Annotated in this window: 16 protein-coding genes; 2 read left to right on the plus strand and 14 right to left on the minus strand. The window is 35.5% G+C overall.

Annotated elements, in window-relative coordinates:
- The 12 genes from ACIQ4I_RS10260 to ACIQ4I_RS10315 all read right to left on the minus strand — a co-directional run bounded on the left by ACIQ4I_RS10260 (window position 1) and on the right by ACIQ4I_RS10315 (window position 15,149).
- Window positions 1-759 carry a uroporphyrinogen-III synthase gene (locus tag ACIQ4I_RS10260; RefSeq protein WP_403095883.1) on the minus strand — a complete coding sequence of 253 codons (759 nt, stop codon included), beginning with the start codon at window positions 757-759 and terminating at the stop codon, window positions 1-3.
- Complete coding sequence (gene hemC, locus ACIQ4I_RS10265) at window positions 749-1,681, minus strand: hydroxymethylbilane synthase (protein WP_403095884.1); 933 nt, start codon at window positions 1,679-1,681, stop codon at window positions 749-751. The genes ACIQ4I_RS10260 and hemC overlap by 11 nt, the downstream gene beginning before the upstream one ends.
- Before the next feature lie 19 nt (window positions 1,682-1,700).
- Window positions 1,701-2,531: a cytochrome C assembly family protein gene (locus tag ACIQ4I_RS10270; protein WP_403095885.1), complete on the minus strand. Its 831-nt coding sequence runs from the start codon at window positions 2,529-2,531 to the stop codon at window positions 1,701-1,703.
- Window positions 2,532-2,630: 99 nt separating this feature from the next.
- The gene (gene hemA / locus ACIQ4I_RS10275; protein WP_403095886.1) at window positions 2,631-3,995 is read right to left on the minus strand and encodes a glutamyl-tRNA reductase; all 1,365 of its coding nucleotides are present in this window, start codon (window positions 3,993-3,995) and stop codon (window positions 2,631-2,633) included.
- A 283-nt stretch (window positions 3,996-4,278) separates the two neighbouring features.
- A complete protein-coding gene (yihA, locus tag ACIQ4I_RS10280; protein ID WP_403095887.1) occupies window positions 4,279-4,860 on the minus strand; it encodes a ribosome biogenesis GTP-binding protein YihA/YsxC in 582 nt (193 codons plus the stop codon).
- Window positions 4,857-7,184, minus strand: coding sequence for an endopeptidase La (gene lon / locus ACIQ4I_RS10285; protein WP_403095888.1), 2,328 nt, complete (start codon window positions 7,182-7,184; stop codon window positions 4,857-4,859). The genes yihA and lon overlap by 4 nt, the downstream gene beginning before the upstream one ends.
- Before the next feature lie 189 nt (window positions 7,185-7,373).
- Complete coding sequence (gene clpX / locus ACIQ4I_RS10290; protein WP_403095889.1) at window positions 7,374-8,642, minus strand: ATP-dependent protease ATP-binding subunit ClpX; 1,269 nt, start codon at window positions 8,640-8,642, stop codon at window positions 7,374-7,376.
- A 182-nt stretch (window positions 8,643-8,824) separates the two neighbouring features.
- Window positions 8,825-10,117, minus strand: coding sequence for a trigger factor (gene tig / locus ACIQ4I_RS10295; RefSeq protein WP_403095890.1), 1,293 nt, complete (start codon window positions 10,115-10,117; stop codon window positions 8,825-8,827).
- 105 nt (window positions 10,118-10,222) lie between these two features.
- On the minus strand, window positions 10,223-11,224 hold the full coding sequence (locus ACIQ4I_RS10300) for a hypothetical protein (protein WP_403095891.1): 1,002 nt from the start codon (window positions 11,222-11,224) through the stop codon (window positions 10,223-10,225).
- Between the two features lie 114 nt (window positions 11,225-11,338).
- Window positions 11,339-12,247 (minus strand): HNH endonuclease, encoded by a 909-nt coding sequence (locus ACIQ4I_RS10305; protein WP_403095892.1) that lies wholly within the window; start codon window positions 12,245-12,247, stop codon window positions 11,339-11,341.
- Between the two features lie 114 nt (window positions 12,248-12,361).
- Window positions 12,362-13,372, minus strand: a complete 1,011-nt coding sequence (locus ACIQ4I_RS10310) for an MBL fold metallo-hydrolase (RefSeq protein ID WP_403095893.1) — start codon at window positions 13,370-13,372, stop codon at window positions 12,362-12,364.
- A gap of 403 nt (window positions 13,373-13,775) precedes the next feature.
- On the minus strand, window positions 13,776-15,149 hold the full coding sequence (locus ACIQ4I_RS10315) for an amino acid permease (protein WP_403095894.1): 1,374 nt from the start codon (window positions 15,147-15,149) through the stop codon (window positions 13,776-13,778).
- Between the two features lie 709 nt (window positions 15,150-15,858).
- On the opposite strand from ACIQ4I_RS10315, the gene ACIQ4I_RS10320 reads away from it, so the two are divergent.
- Both ACIQ4I_RS10320 and ACIQ4I_RS10325 read left to right on the plus strand, forming a co-directional pair.
- Window positions 15,859-16,158, plus strand: coding sequence for a hypothetical protein (locus ACIQ4I_RS10320; protein ID WP_403095895.1), 300 nt, complete (start codon window positions 15,859-15,861; stop codon window positions 16,156-16,158).
- A gap of 139 nt (window positions 16,159-16,297) precedes the next feature.
- Window positions 16,298-17,116, plus strand: coding sequence for a purine-nucleoside phosphorylase (locus tag ACIQ4I_RS10325; protein WP_403095896.1), 819 nt, complete (start codon window positions 16,298-16,300; stop codon window positions 17,114-17,116).
- Between the two features lie 170 nt (window positions 17,117-17,286).
- On the opposite strand, the gene ACIQ4I_RS10330 is transcribed toward ACIQ4I_RS10325, so the two are convergent.
- Together ACIQ4I_RS10330 and ACIQ4I_RS10335 are read right to left on the minus strand one after the other, a co-directional pair.
- A complete protein-coding gene (locus ACIQ4I_RS10330) occupies window positions 17,287-17,847 on the minus strand; it encodes a 5' nucleotidase, NT5C type (RefSeq protein ID WP_403095897.1) in 561 nt (186 codons plus the stop codon).
- A gap of 248 nt (window positions 17,848-18,095) precedes the next feature.
- Window positions 18,096-19,172 carry an FAD-dependent monooxygenase gene (locus ACIQ4I_RS10335; protein ID WP_403095898.1) on the minus strand — a complete coding sequence of 359 codons (1,077 nt, stop codon included), beginning with the start codon at window positions 19,170-19,172 and terminating at the stop codon, window positions 18,096-18,098.

Consider the following 19,172-nt stretch of genomic DNA (forward strand, 5'->3'; position numbering starts at 1 on the left):
TTAAAGTTCCTCTCCTTTAGCTAATTCGTCAATAATGGCCATCATTGTATACTTTTCCGGTTTTATATCTACCGCTGCCCCAACATTTTGCAATGCCGTCTCTGTCACATGACCGATTGCTGCAATCTTAAAACCATTCCAACCGATTTCAGGAGCTATATGCTTTGCAAAAACTTCTACTGCAGAAGGACTTGCAAAGATCACAGTTACGACTGGTGATTGCTCAATCAAATCTTTCAAAGCAGAGGCATGCTCTGTTGTTTGAATTGTTTCATAAACAGTCCATTCTTCTACTGGAAACGGTAATCCCTCTTTTATAGTAGCCTTTGCTAAACTTCCTTTCAAGAATAGACAACTTTTTAATTGTCCAACATGCATTGGGAACTCTTTAACGAAGGTATCTGCACTATATGTAGAAGGCATAAAATCAATCTTAAAACCTAACTTTTCGAGCGCTTGTGCTGTTTTCTCACCTACTACTGCAATTTTCGCCAAGCAATTCTCTTTAGTTTGTTTTAAACGTGCTAGTTTATTTGAAAAAGCTTGTACAGCATTTTGACTAGTAAATAGTAGCCATTCGCAATTCATCGCATGTTCAAGCATTTTGGAATCCTCTGACGTTTCGATTTCATGTACAGTAATAAGCGGCAAATGATATACTTTGCCGCCTAAAGCTTTTATTTTAGAAGATATAGAATACGTAATATTGGTGCCTGTCAGAACAATTTGTTGTTCTTGTAAAGGCAAATTATTGAGCATCTTGCTCAGCCTTTACTTTTTGAATCAAATCAAAGGCACCTTGTTTTGTTAACTTAGCAGCAACTTCTTTACCGGCTGCAATAGCGTCTTTTGAAACTAAAGTTTCTTTATAGAAAACAGAAGCATCAGGAGCTGCTACTAAACCTTTAAAATCCACTTGTCCATCATTGTAGCGTGCAAACCCTGCGATCGGCACTTGGCAGCCACCATCCATAGCAGCTAAGAACGCACGTTCAGCTTGTGCTTCTTCCCAAGTTGCTTGGTCTGTCAATTTAGCAAGTTCTGCAAGTAATTCTTCATCTTCACTACGGCATTCAATACCAAGTGAACCTTGTCCGACAGCTGGCATACAAACATCCGTGGATAAATATTCAGTAACAACTTCATCATTCCAGCCTAATCGTTTTAAACCTGCAGCTGCTAAAATAATGGCGTCATATTCATCTGTTTCAAGTTTTGCTAAACGGGTATCAACGTTACCGCGAATCCATTTGATTTCTAAATCAGGGCGTGCAAGTAATAATTGTGCACTACGACGTAAACTACTAGTACCCACAACTGCACCTTTTGGAAGGTCTGCAAATTTCACATGACCTTTTGAAATAAATGCATCACGAGGATCTTCACGTTTCGGAATACAACCGATTACCAGTCCTTCAGGAAGTACAGCAGGCATATCCTTCATGCTGTGAACAGCAAAATCGATTTCTTTATCGAATAATTCTTGTTCGATTTCTTTTACAAATAAGCCTTTACCGCCTACTTTTGACAATTGAACGTCAAGGATTTTATCACCTTTCGTTACAATTTCCTTCACTTCAAATTCAAATGGAGCACCTGTCTTTTTTAATTGGTCGATGAACCAGTTAGTTTGTGTCAAAGCAAGTTTACTTCTTCTAGAACCTACAATAATTTTACGCACTTACAATCCAACCTTTCTATTAATACCAAAAGTGAAAACTTGATAAACGACTTCCTAAGAAGAAGTTAATAATAATGATCAAGAACGCATAGACATGTGTCCAAGCATACGTTGTTGTTTGTAGTTTTCCTTTTCGATTTCCATATAAAATTACACAATAGATTAATAATGATATAAATGAACCAACAATCTTCACATCGAAAATTGTAAAATTAGCTAATGAAACATAGGCCCATTGTAATCCCAATATTAAACTAATCAATAAAAATGGAATACCTGTTAATAATGCACCCGACATACCTTTTTGAGCTTGCTCTAAAGAGGGTAATCTCGTCCATTGTTTTGTCCATTTCTTTTTCTTAAGTACATTATAAAGGATTAAATACAATGTGGAGAAAACAAATGACAAAGAAAAAGCAACATATGACAATATAGCGAACGTTACATGGATAAAGAGCAATTCAGAAACAAGTGAATGTCCTACTGGTGACTGCGCAATTTGATTTGGTGCAAATGTATGAATCGACATAAAGATAAAACCGATGACATTTAAGAAGAACACCGGCAAATCGACACGATATAAACAATGCAATAATATCGAAATCGTCACTAAAAGCCAAGCATAGAAATAGATCCCTTCAAACAACGATAATATCGGGAATCGATGTGTATCAATAATATAAAGCCCTAAGAAAACGGACTGCATAATCCATACTATTGATACAAGCCAAAACGCAATTCGGTGTGCTTTGGCGTCTTTATTGAGATAATCTATAAAATAAAAGACAAGACTGATCGCATATAAGACGACCATTGCTTCATGTAGCCTTGTCATCGTCAAATCAGTCATAACAAACTCCTTTGTGTCATGTTATACATTAGATGAAAAAAGCGCCTTCGCACCTATTAGTTTACCACATAGATACGAAAACGCATTCAAAAAAGTGCTTTAATATGACAATTTAGCATCAGTTATTTGTGCTTCTAATGCTTGTTTTTGCATGCGTTCTTTTGGGTGAAGTTGTTGTTTTCGAGCTTCTTCTTCTACCTCTTCTTCAATTCCAAAAATTTGTTGGAATAACGCTAATTGCTCTTTTGGATTTTGAGAGCTCGCCATTTCCTTTGCTTGCAAAATAGGTTCTTTTAACAATTGGTTAATAATCGATTTCGTATGCTTATTCAATACCTTTTTTTCACGCTCAGTTAGGTCAGGCATTTTATTTTCAATACTTTGCATTGTTTCTGATTGGATTCGAGCAGCTTTTTGGCGAAGTGCTGCAATAACAGGAACAACACCTAAAGTAGTCATCCAATCTTTAAATTCATCGATTTCTGAACCAATCATAGATGTGATTTTTTCAGCTGCACGTTGACGTTCAGCAAGATTCGCTTCGACAATACCGTGTAAATCATCGATATCATATAAGAAAACATTTTGAAGTTCGCCAATACGTGGATCAAGGTCACGAGGAACAGCAATATCAACCATAAATATCGGTTTTCCCTTACGTAAATGATCGATATGTTGCATTAAATCATAATCAATTACATAATCTGTCGCACCAGTTGAACTAATTAAAATATCTGCTTCTAATAATACACATTGCAGTTCTTCCATAGATTTTGCAGTACCATTAAATTTCTCAGCTAATGTTTCTGCTTTAGAAAATGTACGGTTAATAACAGTTACTTTACCAACACCGCTACCGTATAGATTTTCAACTGCAAGTTCACCCATTTTACCTGCACCTAAAATAGCTACATGTTTATTTGATAATGATCCGAAAATTTTCTTTGCAAGTTCCACCGCTGCGTAAGAAACAGAAACGGCATTTTCGCCAATAGCTGTTTCACCATGCGCGCGTTTTGCAAATGTTATGGCTTGTTTGAATAATTTATTATAAACAGTACCTGTAACTCCAATTTCTTGAGCTTTTAAAAAGCTACCTTTAACTTGTCCTAAAATTTGAGTTTCACCTAATACCATTGAGTCTATTCCTGAAGAAACATTGAATAGATGCATCATTGAACTATCTTCTTCACGAATATAAAGATGAGATTCAAAAAACTCAACTGGAACTTTAAACCAAGTTGATAGGAATTGTTTAATATAATAACGTCCTGTATGCAGTTGATCTACTACTGCATAAATTTCAGTACGGTTACAAGTTGAGACAATTACATCCTCTAATATACTTTTTTGACTTTGTAATGCTCTCATCGCATTCGGAAGTTCTTCTTCAGTAAATGAGAATTTCTCACGAATTTCGACGGGCGCTGTTTTATAATTCAAGCCTACTACTATGGTATGCATGAAATTATACACCTCTTCACGTTCTAATTAACGATTTATATTATATCACAAAATATGAATAATCCTGCTTTTAATTTGTGAACAGGATATGACATAAAAATCGATATTTATTCTTTAGAATTATTATAATCTATATTTTATCAAATCATACATCGAAGCACAACATAGTTGCACTTTGATTGAATTTCCGGAAATTTAATTAAAAGAGAAGGGTGCTTATTTTGCTAAATTTTGTAAAAAAACCTGTAGAATTTTTCAACTCTACAGGTTTTATGTAAAACTACTACATTCTTTTTTCTATTTCTGCCCATGCTTTTTCCATACCCATCGCTTTCTCAGATGAGAATAAAATAAGTGGGTCATTGGGATCCATATCTAAAACATCTTCGACCATTTTAATATGTTTGGCATAGTTTCCTTTTTTAATCTTATCTGCTTTTGTAGCAATTACGATTGTTGGAATATTGTAGTGTTTTAAAAAATCATACATCATGCAGTCATCATCAGTTGGTTCGTGACGAATATCAATGATTTGTACAACTGCCTTTAACATACCACGACCAGTTAAATACTGCTCGATCATTTTGCCCCAAGCTTCACGTTCAGTTTTAGAAACTTTTGCATAACCATAACCGGGTACGTCTACAAAAAACAATTGTTCTTCAATTTTATAGAAGTTTAGTGTTTGAGTCTTCCCTGGTTTTGATGATATACGAGCCATACTTTTTCGACCAATCATTCGATTGATAAAAGAAGATTTACCAACATTAGAACGACCTGCAAGAGCGAACTCTGGCAGACCGTCCTCTGGATATTGAGCTGGTCGAACAGCACTAATGACCATCTCTACATTATTGACTTTCATGAAATCCCTCCGTCTAACGCTAATTTCAATACTTCATCTGCGTTTGACACGGGCTTAAATGTGAGCCCTTTACGAACACTTTCTGGAATATCATCAATATCACGTTCATTATCTTTCGGTATAATAATTGTTGTTAATCCTGCACGGTGAGCACCTAGTGATTTTTCCTTCAAGCCACCAATCGGTAATACTCGACCACGCAAAGTAACTTCACCTGTCATGCCAACTTCACGGCGAATTGGTCGTTTGGTAATAGCCGAAGTAATCGCCGTAACCATCGTAATACCTGCTGAAGGACCGTCTTTCGGCACAGCTCCTTCTGGTACATGGATATGAATGTCATGCTTATCAAAGAAATCTTCATCAATTCCTAATTGATCTGCTTTTGAACGCACATAGGATAATGCTGTTTGTGCAGATTCCTTCATGACATCACCCAATTTACCAGTTAATTGGATCTTTCCTTTACCTGGAGTAAGTGAAACTTCAATTTGAAGCGTATCGCCCCCAACAACAGTATAAGCTAAGCCTGTTGCTACACCAATTTGGTTCTCTTTTTCTGCTTGACCATGGTGGAATCGGTGTTTTCCTAATAGGTCTTCTAGATTTTTCGCTGTAATGACAACACGTTTTTTGTCACCTGATACTATTTGTTTTGCCGCTTTACGGCACAATGAAGCAACTTGACGTTCTAAATTACGTACACCCGCTTCTCGCGTATAATAACGAATTAAGTCAAGTACTGCATCATCTCGGATTTGCAGCTGTGCTTTTGCTAAACCGTTTTCTTCCATTTGCTTTGGTATTAAGTGATTCTTTGCGATTTCTTGTTTTTCTACTTCTGTATAACCAGCAATCGAAATAATTTCCATTCGATCACGTAATGGCCCAGGAATTGTACTTAAATCATTTGCGGTTGCAATGAACATAACATTCGATAGGTCATATGTTTCTTCGATATAGTGATCACTAAATGTACTATTTTGATTAGGATCCAATACTTCTAACATAGCTGCTGCTGGATCACCACGGAAATCATTCGACATTTTATCAATTTCATCCAATAAGAAGACAGGATTAATCGTACCTGCTTTTTTCATACCTTGTATAATTCGTCCAGGCATTGCACCGACATACGTTCTTCGATGGCCACGAATTTCGGACTCATCGCGAACACCACCTAATGAGATTCGGACAAATTTTCGATTTAGTGATTCAGCAATCGATTTTGCTAAAGATGTTTTACCTACTCCCGGAGGTCCTGCTAGGCACAGTATTGGTCCACGAAGTGAATTTGTTAATTGTTGGACAGAGAGGTATTCTAAAATACGTTCTTTTACCTCTTCTAAACCTTCGTGATCTCGATTTAATATCTTTTCTGCAACATGGATATCACGACGATCTTCAGTAGCTGTTTTCCACGGAAGAGAAATAAGCCAATCTAAATAGTTTCGAATCACACCGCTCTCTGCAGAAGCAGCTGGAATTTTGTCATAACGACCTAATTCCTTTAAGGCAACATTCATTGTATCCTCTGGCATTTCAGAAGCTTCAATACGTTTTTTAAGTTCTTCAACTTCTGCTTGTTTTCCTTCGCGGTCTCCAAGTTCATCTTGGATTGCTTTCATCTGCTCACGTAAGTAGAATTCTTTTTGCGTTTTTTCCATCGCACGCTTAACTTTGGTATTAATCTTCTGTTCAAGATTTAATACTTCTTGTTCATCATGCAATCGTTGAATTAAGATATTGATTCTTTCTTTTACATCTATCATGCGAAGAATTTCTTGTTTTCCTTGCATTTTTAATGGTAAATATGATGCAATAGTATCTGCGAAACGACCAGGCTCTTCAATATCTGCTACTGTTTCATAAGAATCGTTAGAAATTTTACTAGATGCTTTTGAATATTTTTCAAAATGAGATAATAATGTACGCATCAATGCTTCTGTTTCAATATCAACTTCTTTTGAATCAATTAAATTTTCCAGATCCACCGACATATAGTCTTCATGATCTATACATTTCTTAATTCTTGCTCGGTTGAGACCTTCCACGAGCACTCGTAATGTTCCATTAGGTAATTTCAACATTTGCTTCACATAAGCAACAGTTCCCACTTCATATAAATCATCTTGCACCGGATTTTCGACACTCATGACTTTTTGTGTCACAAGAAATATCAAATTATCATCTGCCATCGCTTTTTCCAATGCTTCAATAGAGCGTTCACGACCTACATCAATATGTAATAATATCGTTGGATAAACGAGTAACCCTCTAAGTGGTAAAAGTGGTATGTCTTTCGTTCTAGTTACTTCTGCCATACGGGTGATCACCTCCGACTGATTGTGTGAAATTTCATCTTTTTATTGAATATCCTAGGAGCTTTTTTAACTACGCTATAAGTATGTTACAGAATACTCTTTTCATGCACAATAATAAGTTTTAAAAAAAGCTGACCATCGAGCAAGTGCTGATTGGCACTTGATCGAAGCCAGCTTTTCAATCAGATTTTATGCAGACGTTTTTTCGTTATCTGGATCTAACTCTGTCCCATCCTTTAAAAGGAGTTTCGGACGAGCTTTATCTGTAACGGTTTCTTTCGTAATAATACATTTCACGATATCATCACGAGAAGGTAATTCGAACATTACATCTAACATAATATTTTCGATAATTGAACGTAAGCCACGTGCACCAGTTTTACGTTCAATAGCTTCTTTCGCGATTTCATATAATGCGTCTTTTTCAAATTCAAGTTCTACATTATCTAGTTCTAACATCTTTTGATATTGCTTAGATAATGCATTTTTTGGTTCTGTTAAAATTTGAACAAGTGCATCTTCATCCAGTTGCTCTAAACTAGCCAATACTGGTAAACGACCGATAAATTCAGGGATTAAACCGAATTTAAGCAAATCTTCAGGGATTAAGTGCTTCATCATATCTTTGTCATTAGTATTATGTTTTTTAACATCAGAACCAAATCCAATTACTTTTTCACCCATACGGCGTTTGATAATTGACTCAATTCCATCAAAAGCACCACCTACGATGAATAGAATATTCGTCGTATCTATTTGAATGAACTCTTGATGAGGGTGTTTACGACCGCCTTGAGGAGGCACGCTTGCTGTTGTACCTTCAAGGATTTTCAGTAATGCTTGTTGAACACCTTCACCTGACACATCACGTGTAATAGATGGGTTTTCTGATTTACGTGCCACTTTATCGATTTCATCGATATAGATAATTCCTTTTTCAGCACGTTCAATATCATAATCAGCAGATTGAATTAGTTTAAGAAGGATATTTTCAACATCTTCACCTACATAGCCAGCTTCTGTTAAAGAAGTAGCGTCAGCAATCGCAAATGGTACGTTGATAATACGCGCTAGGGTTTGAGCTAATAATGTTTTACCACTACCAGTTGGTCCGATTAACACGATATTAGATTTAGATAGCTCTACGTCATCCACTTTACTGTTAGAATTAATACGTTTGTAGTGATTGTAAACAGCTACAGATAATGCTTTTTTGGCACGTTCTTGTCCGATGACATAATCATCCAAAATATCTAGTATTTCTTTTGGCTTTGGTATGTCTTTTAGCTCAACTTCTTCTTCAGTACCAAGTTCTTCAACAACAATTTCAGAACAAAGATCGATACATTCATCGCAAATATATACGCCTGGTCCTGCAACTAGTTTACGGACTTGTTCTTGTGGTTTACCACAGAATGAGCATTTTAAATTGCCTTTTTCATCATTAAATTTGAACAATTATTTCACCCCTATTCAAGCAACAATGTTACAAGATTCTTTCTATATTATCAAATATAATGATTTCATGTAACAATTTCACTCTTTAATATGTATTATTCTAAATTTTCTAATTTTATGTTAAGAAAACAAGGTACGGATTTAAAACCCGTACCTTGTTCAGGTTTACTAATTGAACTGTATTATTCAGTTACTTTAGCGTTTTCAACTAATAATTCAACTGTTTTACGAATTTTCACGTCATGTTCAAGAACAGATGTACCACCTAGAACTGATTTGATTTGTTCTGCATCCATTTTGAATTGTTCAGACATTTTTTCTAATTCAGCGTTGATGTCTTCTTCAGTTACTTCTACTTTTTCTGCTTCAGCAATTGCTTCAAGAACTAAAGATACGCGTACGCGGCTTTCAGCATCGCCTTTCATTTGTGCACGAAGAGCTGCTTCATCTTGACCTGAGAATTGGTAGTAAAGGTCAAGGTTCATGCCTTGCATTTGTAAGCTTTGATCGTATTCTTGTAACATACGGTTGATTTCTGTTTCAACCATTGCTTCTGGAATATCAATTGTTGCGTTTTCAGCAGCTTTTTCAACTAAGTCGTCGCGTAAAGCTGTTTCAGCAGCGCTTTCTTTTTCAGTAGCAGTTTTTTCTTTTAGTTTAGTGCGAAGTTCAGCTAAAGTTTCAACTTCTGAATCGATTTCTGAAGCGAAATCATCATCTAATTCTGGAAGTTCTTTTGATTTAATTTCTTTTAAAGTTACTTTGAAAGTAGCTTCTTTACCAGCTAATTCAGCAGCATGGTATTCTGCAGGGAATGTTACAACTACATCTTTAGATTCGCCAGCTTTTACGCCTACTAATTGTTCTTCGAATCCTGGGATGAATGAACCTGAACCGATTTCAAGTGAGTAGTCGTCACCTTTTCCGCCTTCGAATGCTACACCATCTTGGAAGCCTTCGAAATCGATTACAGCAGTGTCGCCTTCTTCTACAGCGCCATCTTCTTTAACAACTAATTCTGCAAGACGAGTTTGTTGGTCTTTTAATTGTTGTTCGATTTCTTCATCAGTAACTGAAGTTTCTTGTTTAGTTACTTCTAATCCTTTGTAGTCGCCAAGAGTTACTTCTGGTTTAACAGTTACTTTAGCAGTGAATTTGAAGTCTTTGTTTTTGCCTAGGTCTTCCATTTCGAAATCGATTTCTGGTTGATCTACAGGTTCAATTCCTGATTCATCGATTGCTAAAGGATAGTTTTCGTTCACTAAAAATTCTAAAGCATCTTGGAATAATGATTCTACTCCAAATTTCTTTTCGAACATTGGACGAGGCATTTTACCTTTACGGAAGCCTGGTACGTTAATTTGTTTTACAACTTTTTGGAAAGCTTTGTCTAAAGCTTCGTTTACTTTTTCTGCAGGTACTTCTACTGTTAATAATCCAAAGTTACCTTCTTGTTTTTCCCATTTTACTGACATTTATAATACCTCCAAAATTAATTTCAAATGTTGGACAATTCATTCGTTAATACGACTTTCACAACTGTTTTAGTATATCATAGATAACTATAGTTTCAACTGATTTCATACATCAAACAGCTCAGACTGCTCTTCTAGCAGGTTTAATAAGTCCATAAAATCATAATCTGTTTCTTTTACTTCACCAAACATAGCATGTACAAAATCAATATATCCTTCTACTATCTCTTCTGATTGATAATGGAACCATTCAAAAGGATACGTCACAAACATATGTCTTGCCAATAGATATTGCACCATTTCTAATGTAGATGGTTCCCGTTCTAATGCACTTTCAACAAGTTTTAAAACTTTCTTTGCGACAGGCATCTCGTCAGGAAACTGTAGTTGTGATGGATTGACAGTACTCACTTCATCAAACTTTTTCACTTGCACTTCAAGATCTATTTCTTGCTGTACGAGTAAGTACAATGCAAAACTTTGAATCATTGGATGAGCTCGTTCATCTTCAATAATAGCAACCATTTGCTCTTTTAATGGACGAATATTCACTTCACGAACAGCTTGCAACTGTTGCATTTGCAGTAAATTCGTTTGAGAAAAAAATTGATCTGCTTCGAATTGTTCGTAAGCTATCTCAATCTCAATCACCACTCCATCCGCTTGTACTTCATCTTGCTTATCAGCAATCATTGCATTTAAGTTTTTGATATGAATAAATTTATCCTGAGATTCAAGTGGAATAACGTCTTCTTCAAGCAAAGAGTCAATTAATGTCTCCACTTGCTTAAATTCCTTCAATTCCATCAAAACTGTCAAATAAAGTTCCATGGTTTCTATGTATAACTGTGGACCAATGGCTAGCAATTTCTCGCAAATAACTTTCGCTTCTTGAAAATTGCGTATTTCATACAAAGCGAAGGCATAAACACTTAATAGGCTTTCATCACCTTCAGTATATTGCAATGCCTCACGCAACGAAACAACAGCTTTATCATATTGATAATTCTCAGCATATCGCTGTCCTTCTGCAATTAGCCTTTCTATTGTTCCGGGGAACACAATAACATTTTGATGCTTTTGAAGTTTTCCTCTTTTTCTTCGCAATTGTGTTCACTCTCCCTAAAATCATCATAGCATATTTTCATTTAGAGCTAAAACAATTTCACACGACAAAACTAATTGTTTTTTAATGTTCTAAAAAATTGCTAGTCTTTATTATTATGGTTGAAAGTGATATCGTTTATGCCATCTAAAATAAGTTTTATTTTCAGGGTATAATTCTATTTTCTGACCATCTTTCAATTGATATTTGCTATATTCTTCTGGAGTTATTCTTTGTGAAATATGCAATCTCCCTCTACCATCAAAAGTGATTAAACCTTCTTCATATAAAACTGCATGATTTGCACAAAGCAAAATGCCATTAAATGGATCTTTGTTCTCTTCTAATATACTTTCTTTCATCGATTTTGCATGTGTTGCGTGCATCATTTTCAGATGATGAATTCCACAAATCGAGCAAGTTCCATTCCATAATTTTAATTGTTGCTCCAAAAATACGGATTGATTGTGTTGCAAAACATTTTTCACATGATCTTCTAATCGATCTAAGAGAGTAAACAGAGGATTCGTTTGTTGAACTGCATCAATTGATAACGATAGTTGTTCTTCACCCGTATTTATTTCGTTTAACGAACGGATTAATTTTGAAAATAGTAATGCCATTTCCTCGTGACAAGGATACAAATAACCACCATTGCCACTACCATCTTCTTGAAATGGAGCATATTTTGCTGGAAGTAAAGGTTTAATGTCTTTCCAAAAATCACGGATGATTAGTGGTACTTCTAGCGGGTAATATTTTGTGTGAACGACATGACCTTTCTCTTCTGTTTGGAGACGGAAAAGAATCGGTTTTACTCCCTCTTCACAGTCACTTTGAGCAATACTGATGGCAACAATTGCCCCTTTTACATAATGAAAAATGCAATCTCCTTTTTTCACTTGTCGCATTCTTGCCCAAAAATGAGGTTCAAGCCCCGCCCTATCATAAATAGGAGACCAAATTACCTCTAAACCTCTATCTTCTTCATAGGTTTCCCCTTGCATAACGATATAGCTGCTCATCGAAAACCCTCCTCACATACGAATATTATCTATTCCTATTATAACGATAAGAAATTCGTTTAGGAAAAGATCTGACACCTACTGTTATCCCAACAGAAAAAGCTAGCCCAAAAGTTAACCTTCTGGAATGGCCTCTTCCTGTATTTGTTGTGCCAAAGAATAAATCCATACACCATCTATTTTTTCCTTTATCACTAATTGATTGTCTTCTAAGTAGTCGAGGTAGCCAATTATTTCTGACATAACAAGAGAAAACTCTGTATTATATTTTGACTTATAATATTGCTTTGCTAATGAGCTAGCTGTTTGTGATTGTTTAGCTAATAACGCCAACATTCTTTCAGCTTTGCGATTCATCGATTCAAGTTTTTGGTTAATCAATTGCTTATGATTTTCTATTATATTTCGATGCCCTGGAAAGACAAGCAATGCATCAATTTCTGCACATTTAGTTAATGATTGACGTTGTTGGACTACTGATTTTAAGCGAACGCCATTTTGATCAGGATCTATAATTGCATTTGTTGAAGATTCTTTTAAAACCAAATCTCCAGTAAACAGCCATTTTCTTTCTTTATCGTACAAACTAATAGAATCTGGTGAATGACCGGGTGTTTCAATGACTTCCAAACCACTAACAATATCTCCTGCTTGAATTGGAATATAGTTTGCCATTAATCTTTTTTCATCTAGTTCTTTTAATGTCTGTCTTAGTTTTTCTAATCGGGGCTGTGCATCTTGAAGACAATCCATTTCAGCATAAAGATCATTGAAGAACTGATAACGCATATGAAAGAAATCTGCATCCATTGCTAATCTTGAAATGGCAAGTGGATGTGCATAAATTGGGATATCTTTCACAGCTAATATTCGCTTTAGCAGCCCGACATGATCTTCATGATGATGAGTTAATATGATGCGGTCGATGTCAGATAACTTGTACCCACGTTCTGCTAATACTATATTAAAAAAATCCCAACAGCCTTCATGATTGATACCAGCGTCAATTAGAGATAATGATTCTCCGTCATTGATGATAAAAAAGTTGAACGTTCCTAGAGGTCCATAAGATGTTGGGAATATAATTGGATATACTTGATGCTCTTGACTAGAAATTATTTGCAAAACATTTCACTTCCTTATTATGAAGTCAGATAATACATCTTCCCTAAGAATTTTAGCATTATTCGAACCAGCTTATTGGCCAACACGTTCGGATACTGACTAAATACGGTCGACTTGATTGGACTTGCGATTTGTCGTTGAACCATCCAAATAATTACCTTGCGATCAGCGTGTTTAAAGATGCTTTTAATGGTACCTATCAGGTGCAATAGGTTGGCTGTGGTGTGATGTTTATCATTTCCATTATTACACTAAACGTAACAAAGGGGAAAATATACAGTATTGGTCAGAATGGAATTTATTCTCCCCCAACTATTGCTTTTAGCGAATAAGTCAAAAACCCGGAAATTTCCTAATCAAAAGGACTCTCCGGGTTTTATATTTTAGATAAGCAATTTTTTATTTAGTCATTTTCTTTTAAATTATAATCGCGTTTATTCATACCAAATATATAGAATAGGATTGTCATAAGTGCTAAGAAGATAATCCCTACGATTAATGAAATACGTGTATCATCGTTGATCCACATGCCGACTAATACGACTAACAAGAAGATGATGGTTGCATAGTTACTTACTGGTGCGAAAGGCATTTTAAATGGATGGTTTACCATTTCTTTGGCGTGTACTTTTCTAAAACGAATTTGAGCAATCAATAATGCAAACCATGGAATCATCCCTGGAAGAACACTTGCACTATATACATATACGAAAAGTTTTGATGGTGCAATAAAGTTTAAAATAACACCGACAACTAAACCAATTAAAACAGCGATTGTACCCCAATATGGGACACCATTTTTAGATACTTTCGCGAATGCTTTAGGTGCTTGTCCGTTTATCGCTAATGTATACATCATACGTCCAGCACTGAAAATACCACTATTACATCCAGACATTGCAGCTGTAATAACGACAAAATTGATAAAGCCAGCAGCTACTGTAATACCTACTTTTGCAAACGTTACAACAAATGGACTTCCTACTTCTTTTAATTGATCCCAAGGATAAACTGTTACGATTACGAAAATAGCACCAATATAGAAGATTAAAATACGCCAAATAATTGAATTAATTGCTTTTGTGATTGATTTTTGAGGATCTTTCGCTTCACCAGCTGTTATACCGATTAATTCAACACCTTGATAAGCTGCTACCACTAGTGATAATGCAAAGAAGAATCCTTTAAAGCCACCTGCAAAGAAACCACCATGTGACCATAAGTTTGAAATTCCAATTGCGTGTCCACCATTACCAAGACCAAAGAAGATTAATCCAAATCCAGCAATAATCATTAAAATAATTGTTATAACTTTGATAAATGCAAACCAAAATTCAAATTCACCAAAAGACTTAACAGATACTAAGTTAGCAGCCCCTAAAATAATCATAACTACAATTCCGGGTGCCCATGCAGGTATATCTGGGAACCAATATTGCATATAAGAACCTACAGCAATAACTTCTGACATCCCAACGATTACCCATTGGAACCAGTTACTCCACGCAGTTAGATAACCTGCAAGTGGATGAATATATTCATGAGCAAATGTCGCAAATGAACCTGTTGTTGGTTCAAGATAAAGCATTTCTCCCATAGCACGCATAATAAAAAACACAAAAATACCGGCGATTGCATAAGCAAGCATAACCGATGGTCCAGTCCAACTAATTGTACTTGCTGAACCCATAAACAAACCTACGCCTATTGTTCCACCAAGTGCGATCATTTGAATATGTCTTGCTTCTAAACCCCTTTTCAACTCTTTGTTAGCCATAATTTCCCCTCCTAATGTTTAACACAGATGCACATGTTCGTTACTTTATATTTAACGTAAAGAAATCACAGCTTTCTAATCCTTAATTCATTGTTATAAAAAGCATAAAGGTATAAAACAAAACTATATTGTGTTGTAGAACAATTAATTTACGTCTTTAATTTTAATAAATTTTCTACAGAAATACAATTGTATTTCTCAAAAATACATAATTTTTCGCTAAAAATATAGAAAAAAACATTAATTTTATTAAAAATGAATGATTAAAATAGTTGTTTTATAATTTAATAACTGAATCGATTTCATAAATATATTTCTAAATAAACAACTCAATAATTCAGATGATATTTCATTTCCAGTATTTACTTAGTATGCCGCTCCAGACGGCGCTTTAGTGCTAAGCGATCGTTGAGCCTCCTCGGAAGCCCGTACCGTGCTTCACTGCGGGGTCTCACCTGTCTCGCTTTCCCGCAGGAGTCGCCATCTTCCGCTTCATAGACAATTTTCTAATTGATATGGCATATAAGAATGCCCATTTAATGTTCGTGTTTTTTATTAAATCTTTGAATTATGAAATTGATTTAACTTTAATAATATTTTATAAAAAATAAATTCACAGAATTAATCCCCGAGAATAAATACCATATTTCAGGGAACAACTATTAAAAGCAATTACTACATATTTCGTATCTTCGAAAGAGGTGAAAAGATGGAATTATTCCCGATAATCCATACAAACTTCTGGGATGCTGTTATAGCGATACCCGTTATCATGATTCTTACTCAAATATTAAAAATCATTTTTCATATTCCTAAAAAGTACGTTCCAACAATCCCCTTGATACTTGGATTATTGATTTCCGTCTTTATCAGTCATCGCCAGAATCTAATTGCAGGTTTATTCATGGGATGGTTTTATGGCTATGCAGCAATTGGAAATTACGCAGCACTCAAAACAACGATTATTGCTTATCTACAAACTAAAAAGAAAAAGAGAATGGCTGAGTAAAATAGATCTATCTTTACATTCTCTACTATTATTTTACAAATTAGTTCTTTTAATTTTACAACGCTTCTTTCATGAATTAAGCTTTTATTGAGAAACTGCTATTTATGTTCTAAAGTAGCAATTCAAGGAGGAACTTTTAATGCATAACATCCAAGATATTATGGAAGCTAGAGATTTTATTTTAAGTAAGACGGATCAATCTCCTAAAGTAGGTTTGATACTAGGATCTGGACTTGGAAATCTAGCTGATGAAATTGAAAATCCAACCAGCATCCCCTATAGCGAAATACCACACTTTGCAAAATCTAGTGCTATTGGACATGCTAATGAACTTGTCATTGGTACTTTAAACGGGAAGACAGTAGCAGCAATGAAAGGTCGCTTCCACTATTATGAAGGTTTCACTTTAGATGAAGTAACTTTCCCTGTTCGTGTCATGAAAGCACTTGGCATTGAAAATTTAATCGTTACTAACGCTTGTGGCGCTGTTAATACATCATTCGCACCTGGGGATTTAATGTTAATCACAGACCATATTAATTTAGTAGCTTCAAATCCTTTAATCGGTCCAAATAACGATGAATTAGGAACACGTTTCCCTGATTTATCTGAAGTTTATAACAAAGAGTTACGTAATTTAGCATTAAATGTAGGGAAGAAGCAAGATATTTCATTACAGCAAGGTGTTTATGCTTGGTGGAGCGGTCCTACTTATGAAACACCTGCTGAAGTTCGTATGATTCGTACTTTAGGAGCTGACGCTGTCGGAATGTCAACAGTACCAGAAGCCATCGTTGCAACCCACGCAAGCATGAAAGTACTCGGTATTTCTTGCTTAACTAATATGGCATGTGGAATCCTTGACCAACCTCTAAATCATGAAGAAGTCATTGAAGTGGCTGGTCAAGTGAATAAGAAATTTGTTGATTTGATTAAGGGGATTTTAGAAGAGTTGTAATAATACGAAATGTGAAATACCTTTGAAGCCCCTTCCTTACTTCAAGCTTCACTCAAATAAAAAAGCTTCAATCCTAACTATATTAGGATTTGAAGCTTTTTTGATATTCTAGAACAAATTTTTTATTGAGAGGCTTAATGTTATAAACCTATCAGGTATATTACCTCTATTTATTTAATAAAAGACTTAAAATCTGACCATGAAAATAGACGTGGTAAGTTGACATCTTGATTATATGATTGATTTATGACAACAGTTTTTGTATGGACGTCTTGAATCGTTAACAGTACTGCTGGTTTGTCATCGAAGTAGTAATCAAGCTGTAGTGATTTGATTGTATCGATTTTTTCATTGTCTTGCATACCACAATAAAATTGTTCATCTTTTACAGGGAAACCCTTTTCTTTCATCCATTCACGTGTTCTTTCACAATATTGTTTCGGACGAGAAGTGATGAAATAGATTTCGTGACCGTCTGCTTCTAACTGCTGCAGTGTTTCTAATGCAAATTCAAAAACTGGGCAATCTGTGAAGTAAATGTCGTCTAAAGAGGAGGACCACATATGACTCCCTTGTTCTGCTGTCAATCCGAATGCTTCGTGAATTTCTACTGTTTTTAATGCACGAAATACTTCAATGCCTACTTCTTTTACTAGTTTTTTATTGTACAGATGAAAGGCATGTTCGCGTAAATTAATTAATGTATCATCAATATCAAATCCAAATTTCAAAAGTGTTCCTCCTAAGATTATAGAGATCACTGAAATACTGTGTTTATACAAATTTTTACATTTCTAATCTGCTAATACTTGAAGTGGAATTAGCTCCGCTTTCCGAGGGCGAACTGACGAGCCTCCGCGTTTCTGCGGGGTCTCGTCTAGTCCGTTTTCCCACAGGAGTCTCCGCTAATTCCACTTCAACAAAGATAGGAATACAAAATTTTATAAAATTATGGTTCCATTTAGCTTTTCAGGTGTCCTTATGATAAAACAGCAAAGTTCTCTAAAAATGTTTGTTCCATTTCAATTTGAGAAGCTAATAGTTTTTTGGCTTCTTTTTTACGTTCTGTAATAAAGTTTGTAAAATCAATCTGTGAGATATTCTCTTTGTGCAATAAGTCAGCTAATCCATCGGCATCCTTTAATGCACAGTTTAGTCCATATCCACCTGTAGGGGTCATTGTATGCACTGCATCACCAATACATAGTAAACCTTTTTTCCCCCACTCTTCACTGATACTACTAAACACATCGAGAAGCACAAAATCATGCCAAGATTGAATATTGTCGCGAACCGTTTCTTCTAGCTCAGGAAATGCTTCAATCAATTTATCAATAAACGGCGAAATCGGTTCTTTATGCAGCTTTGGATATGAACCTTCTTTTATATTCCACCCTATTTGAATAAAATCATTCGCTTGTGAATAGACAGCCAATTGAAGGCCATCAATAGAAGCATTTTTAATCGACGGTGACCAATTTGCGGGTGCTGGAATTCTAGCCCATAGTAAATCAAAGCCATGCTTACGAGTTACTGAATCTAAACCAGCTTTTTTACGAACAGTTGAGTAACGACCGTCTGCTCCGACGATTAAGTCCGATTCAACAACTTGCACTTCTTCACCATGCTTTGTTTTTACTGCTATATAGCGGCCAGATTCATCTTGTACTAAATCACTTACTGTTGTATTTAGCCACATATGAAAGTTTGGCAGTTTTTGTGCTTCATTTAAAATGGCTGTTAACAAATTTGCTTGCGGTACGTGCATACTAAGATGCCCGATTGCAGGATCTGGTTCAATCGTTTTAAAAAGCTCTCCATTATGCCAATACTCAATGTGCTCCATTCGTAAAAGACCTAGTTCTTCCACTCCATCAAATAAATGGCGCTTCTTTAAAATCGCTTCGCCATTTTCGTTGACATGCTCTCCTCGAAAAAATTTGCCAATATTCTCTGAACGTTCAATTAACAGTACAGATATATCTTTCTTCGCTAATAAATAGGCAAGTAATGTACCACTAGGACCTGCGCCTACTACACATACATCTACTTTCAA

This window comes from Rummeliibacillus sp. NPDC094406 (assembly GCF_044763875.1).
Classification (GTDB): domain Bacteria; phylum Bacillota; class Bacilli; order Bacillales_A; family Planococcaceae; genus Rummeliibacillus.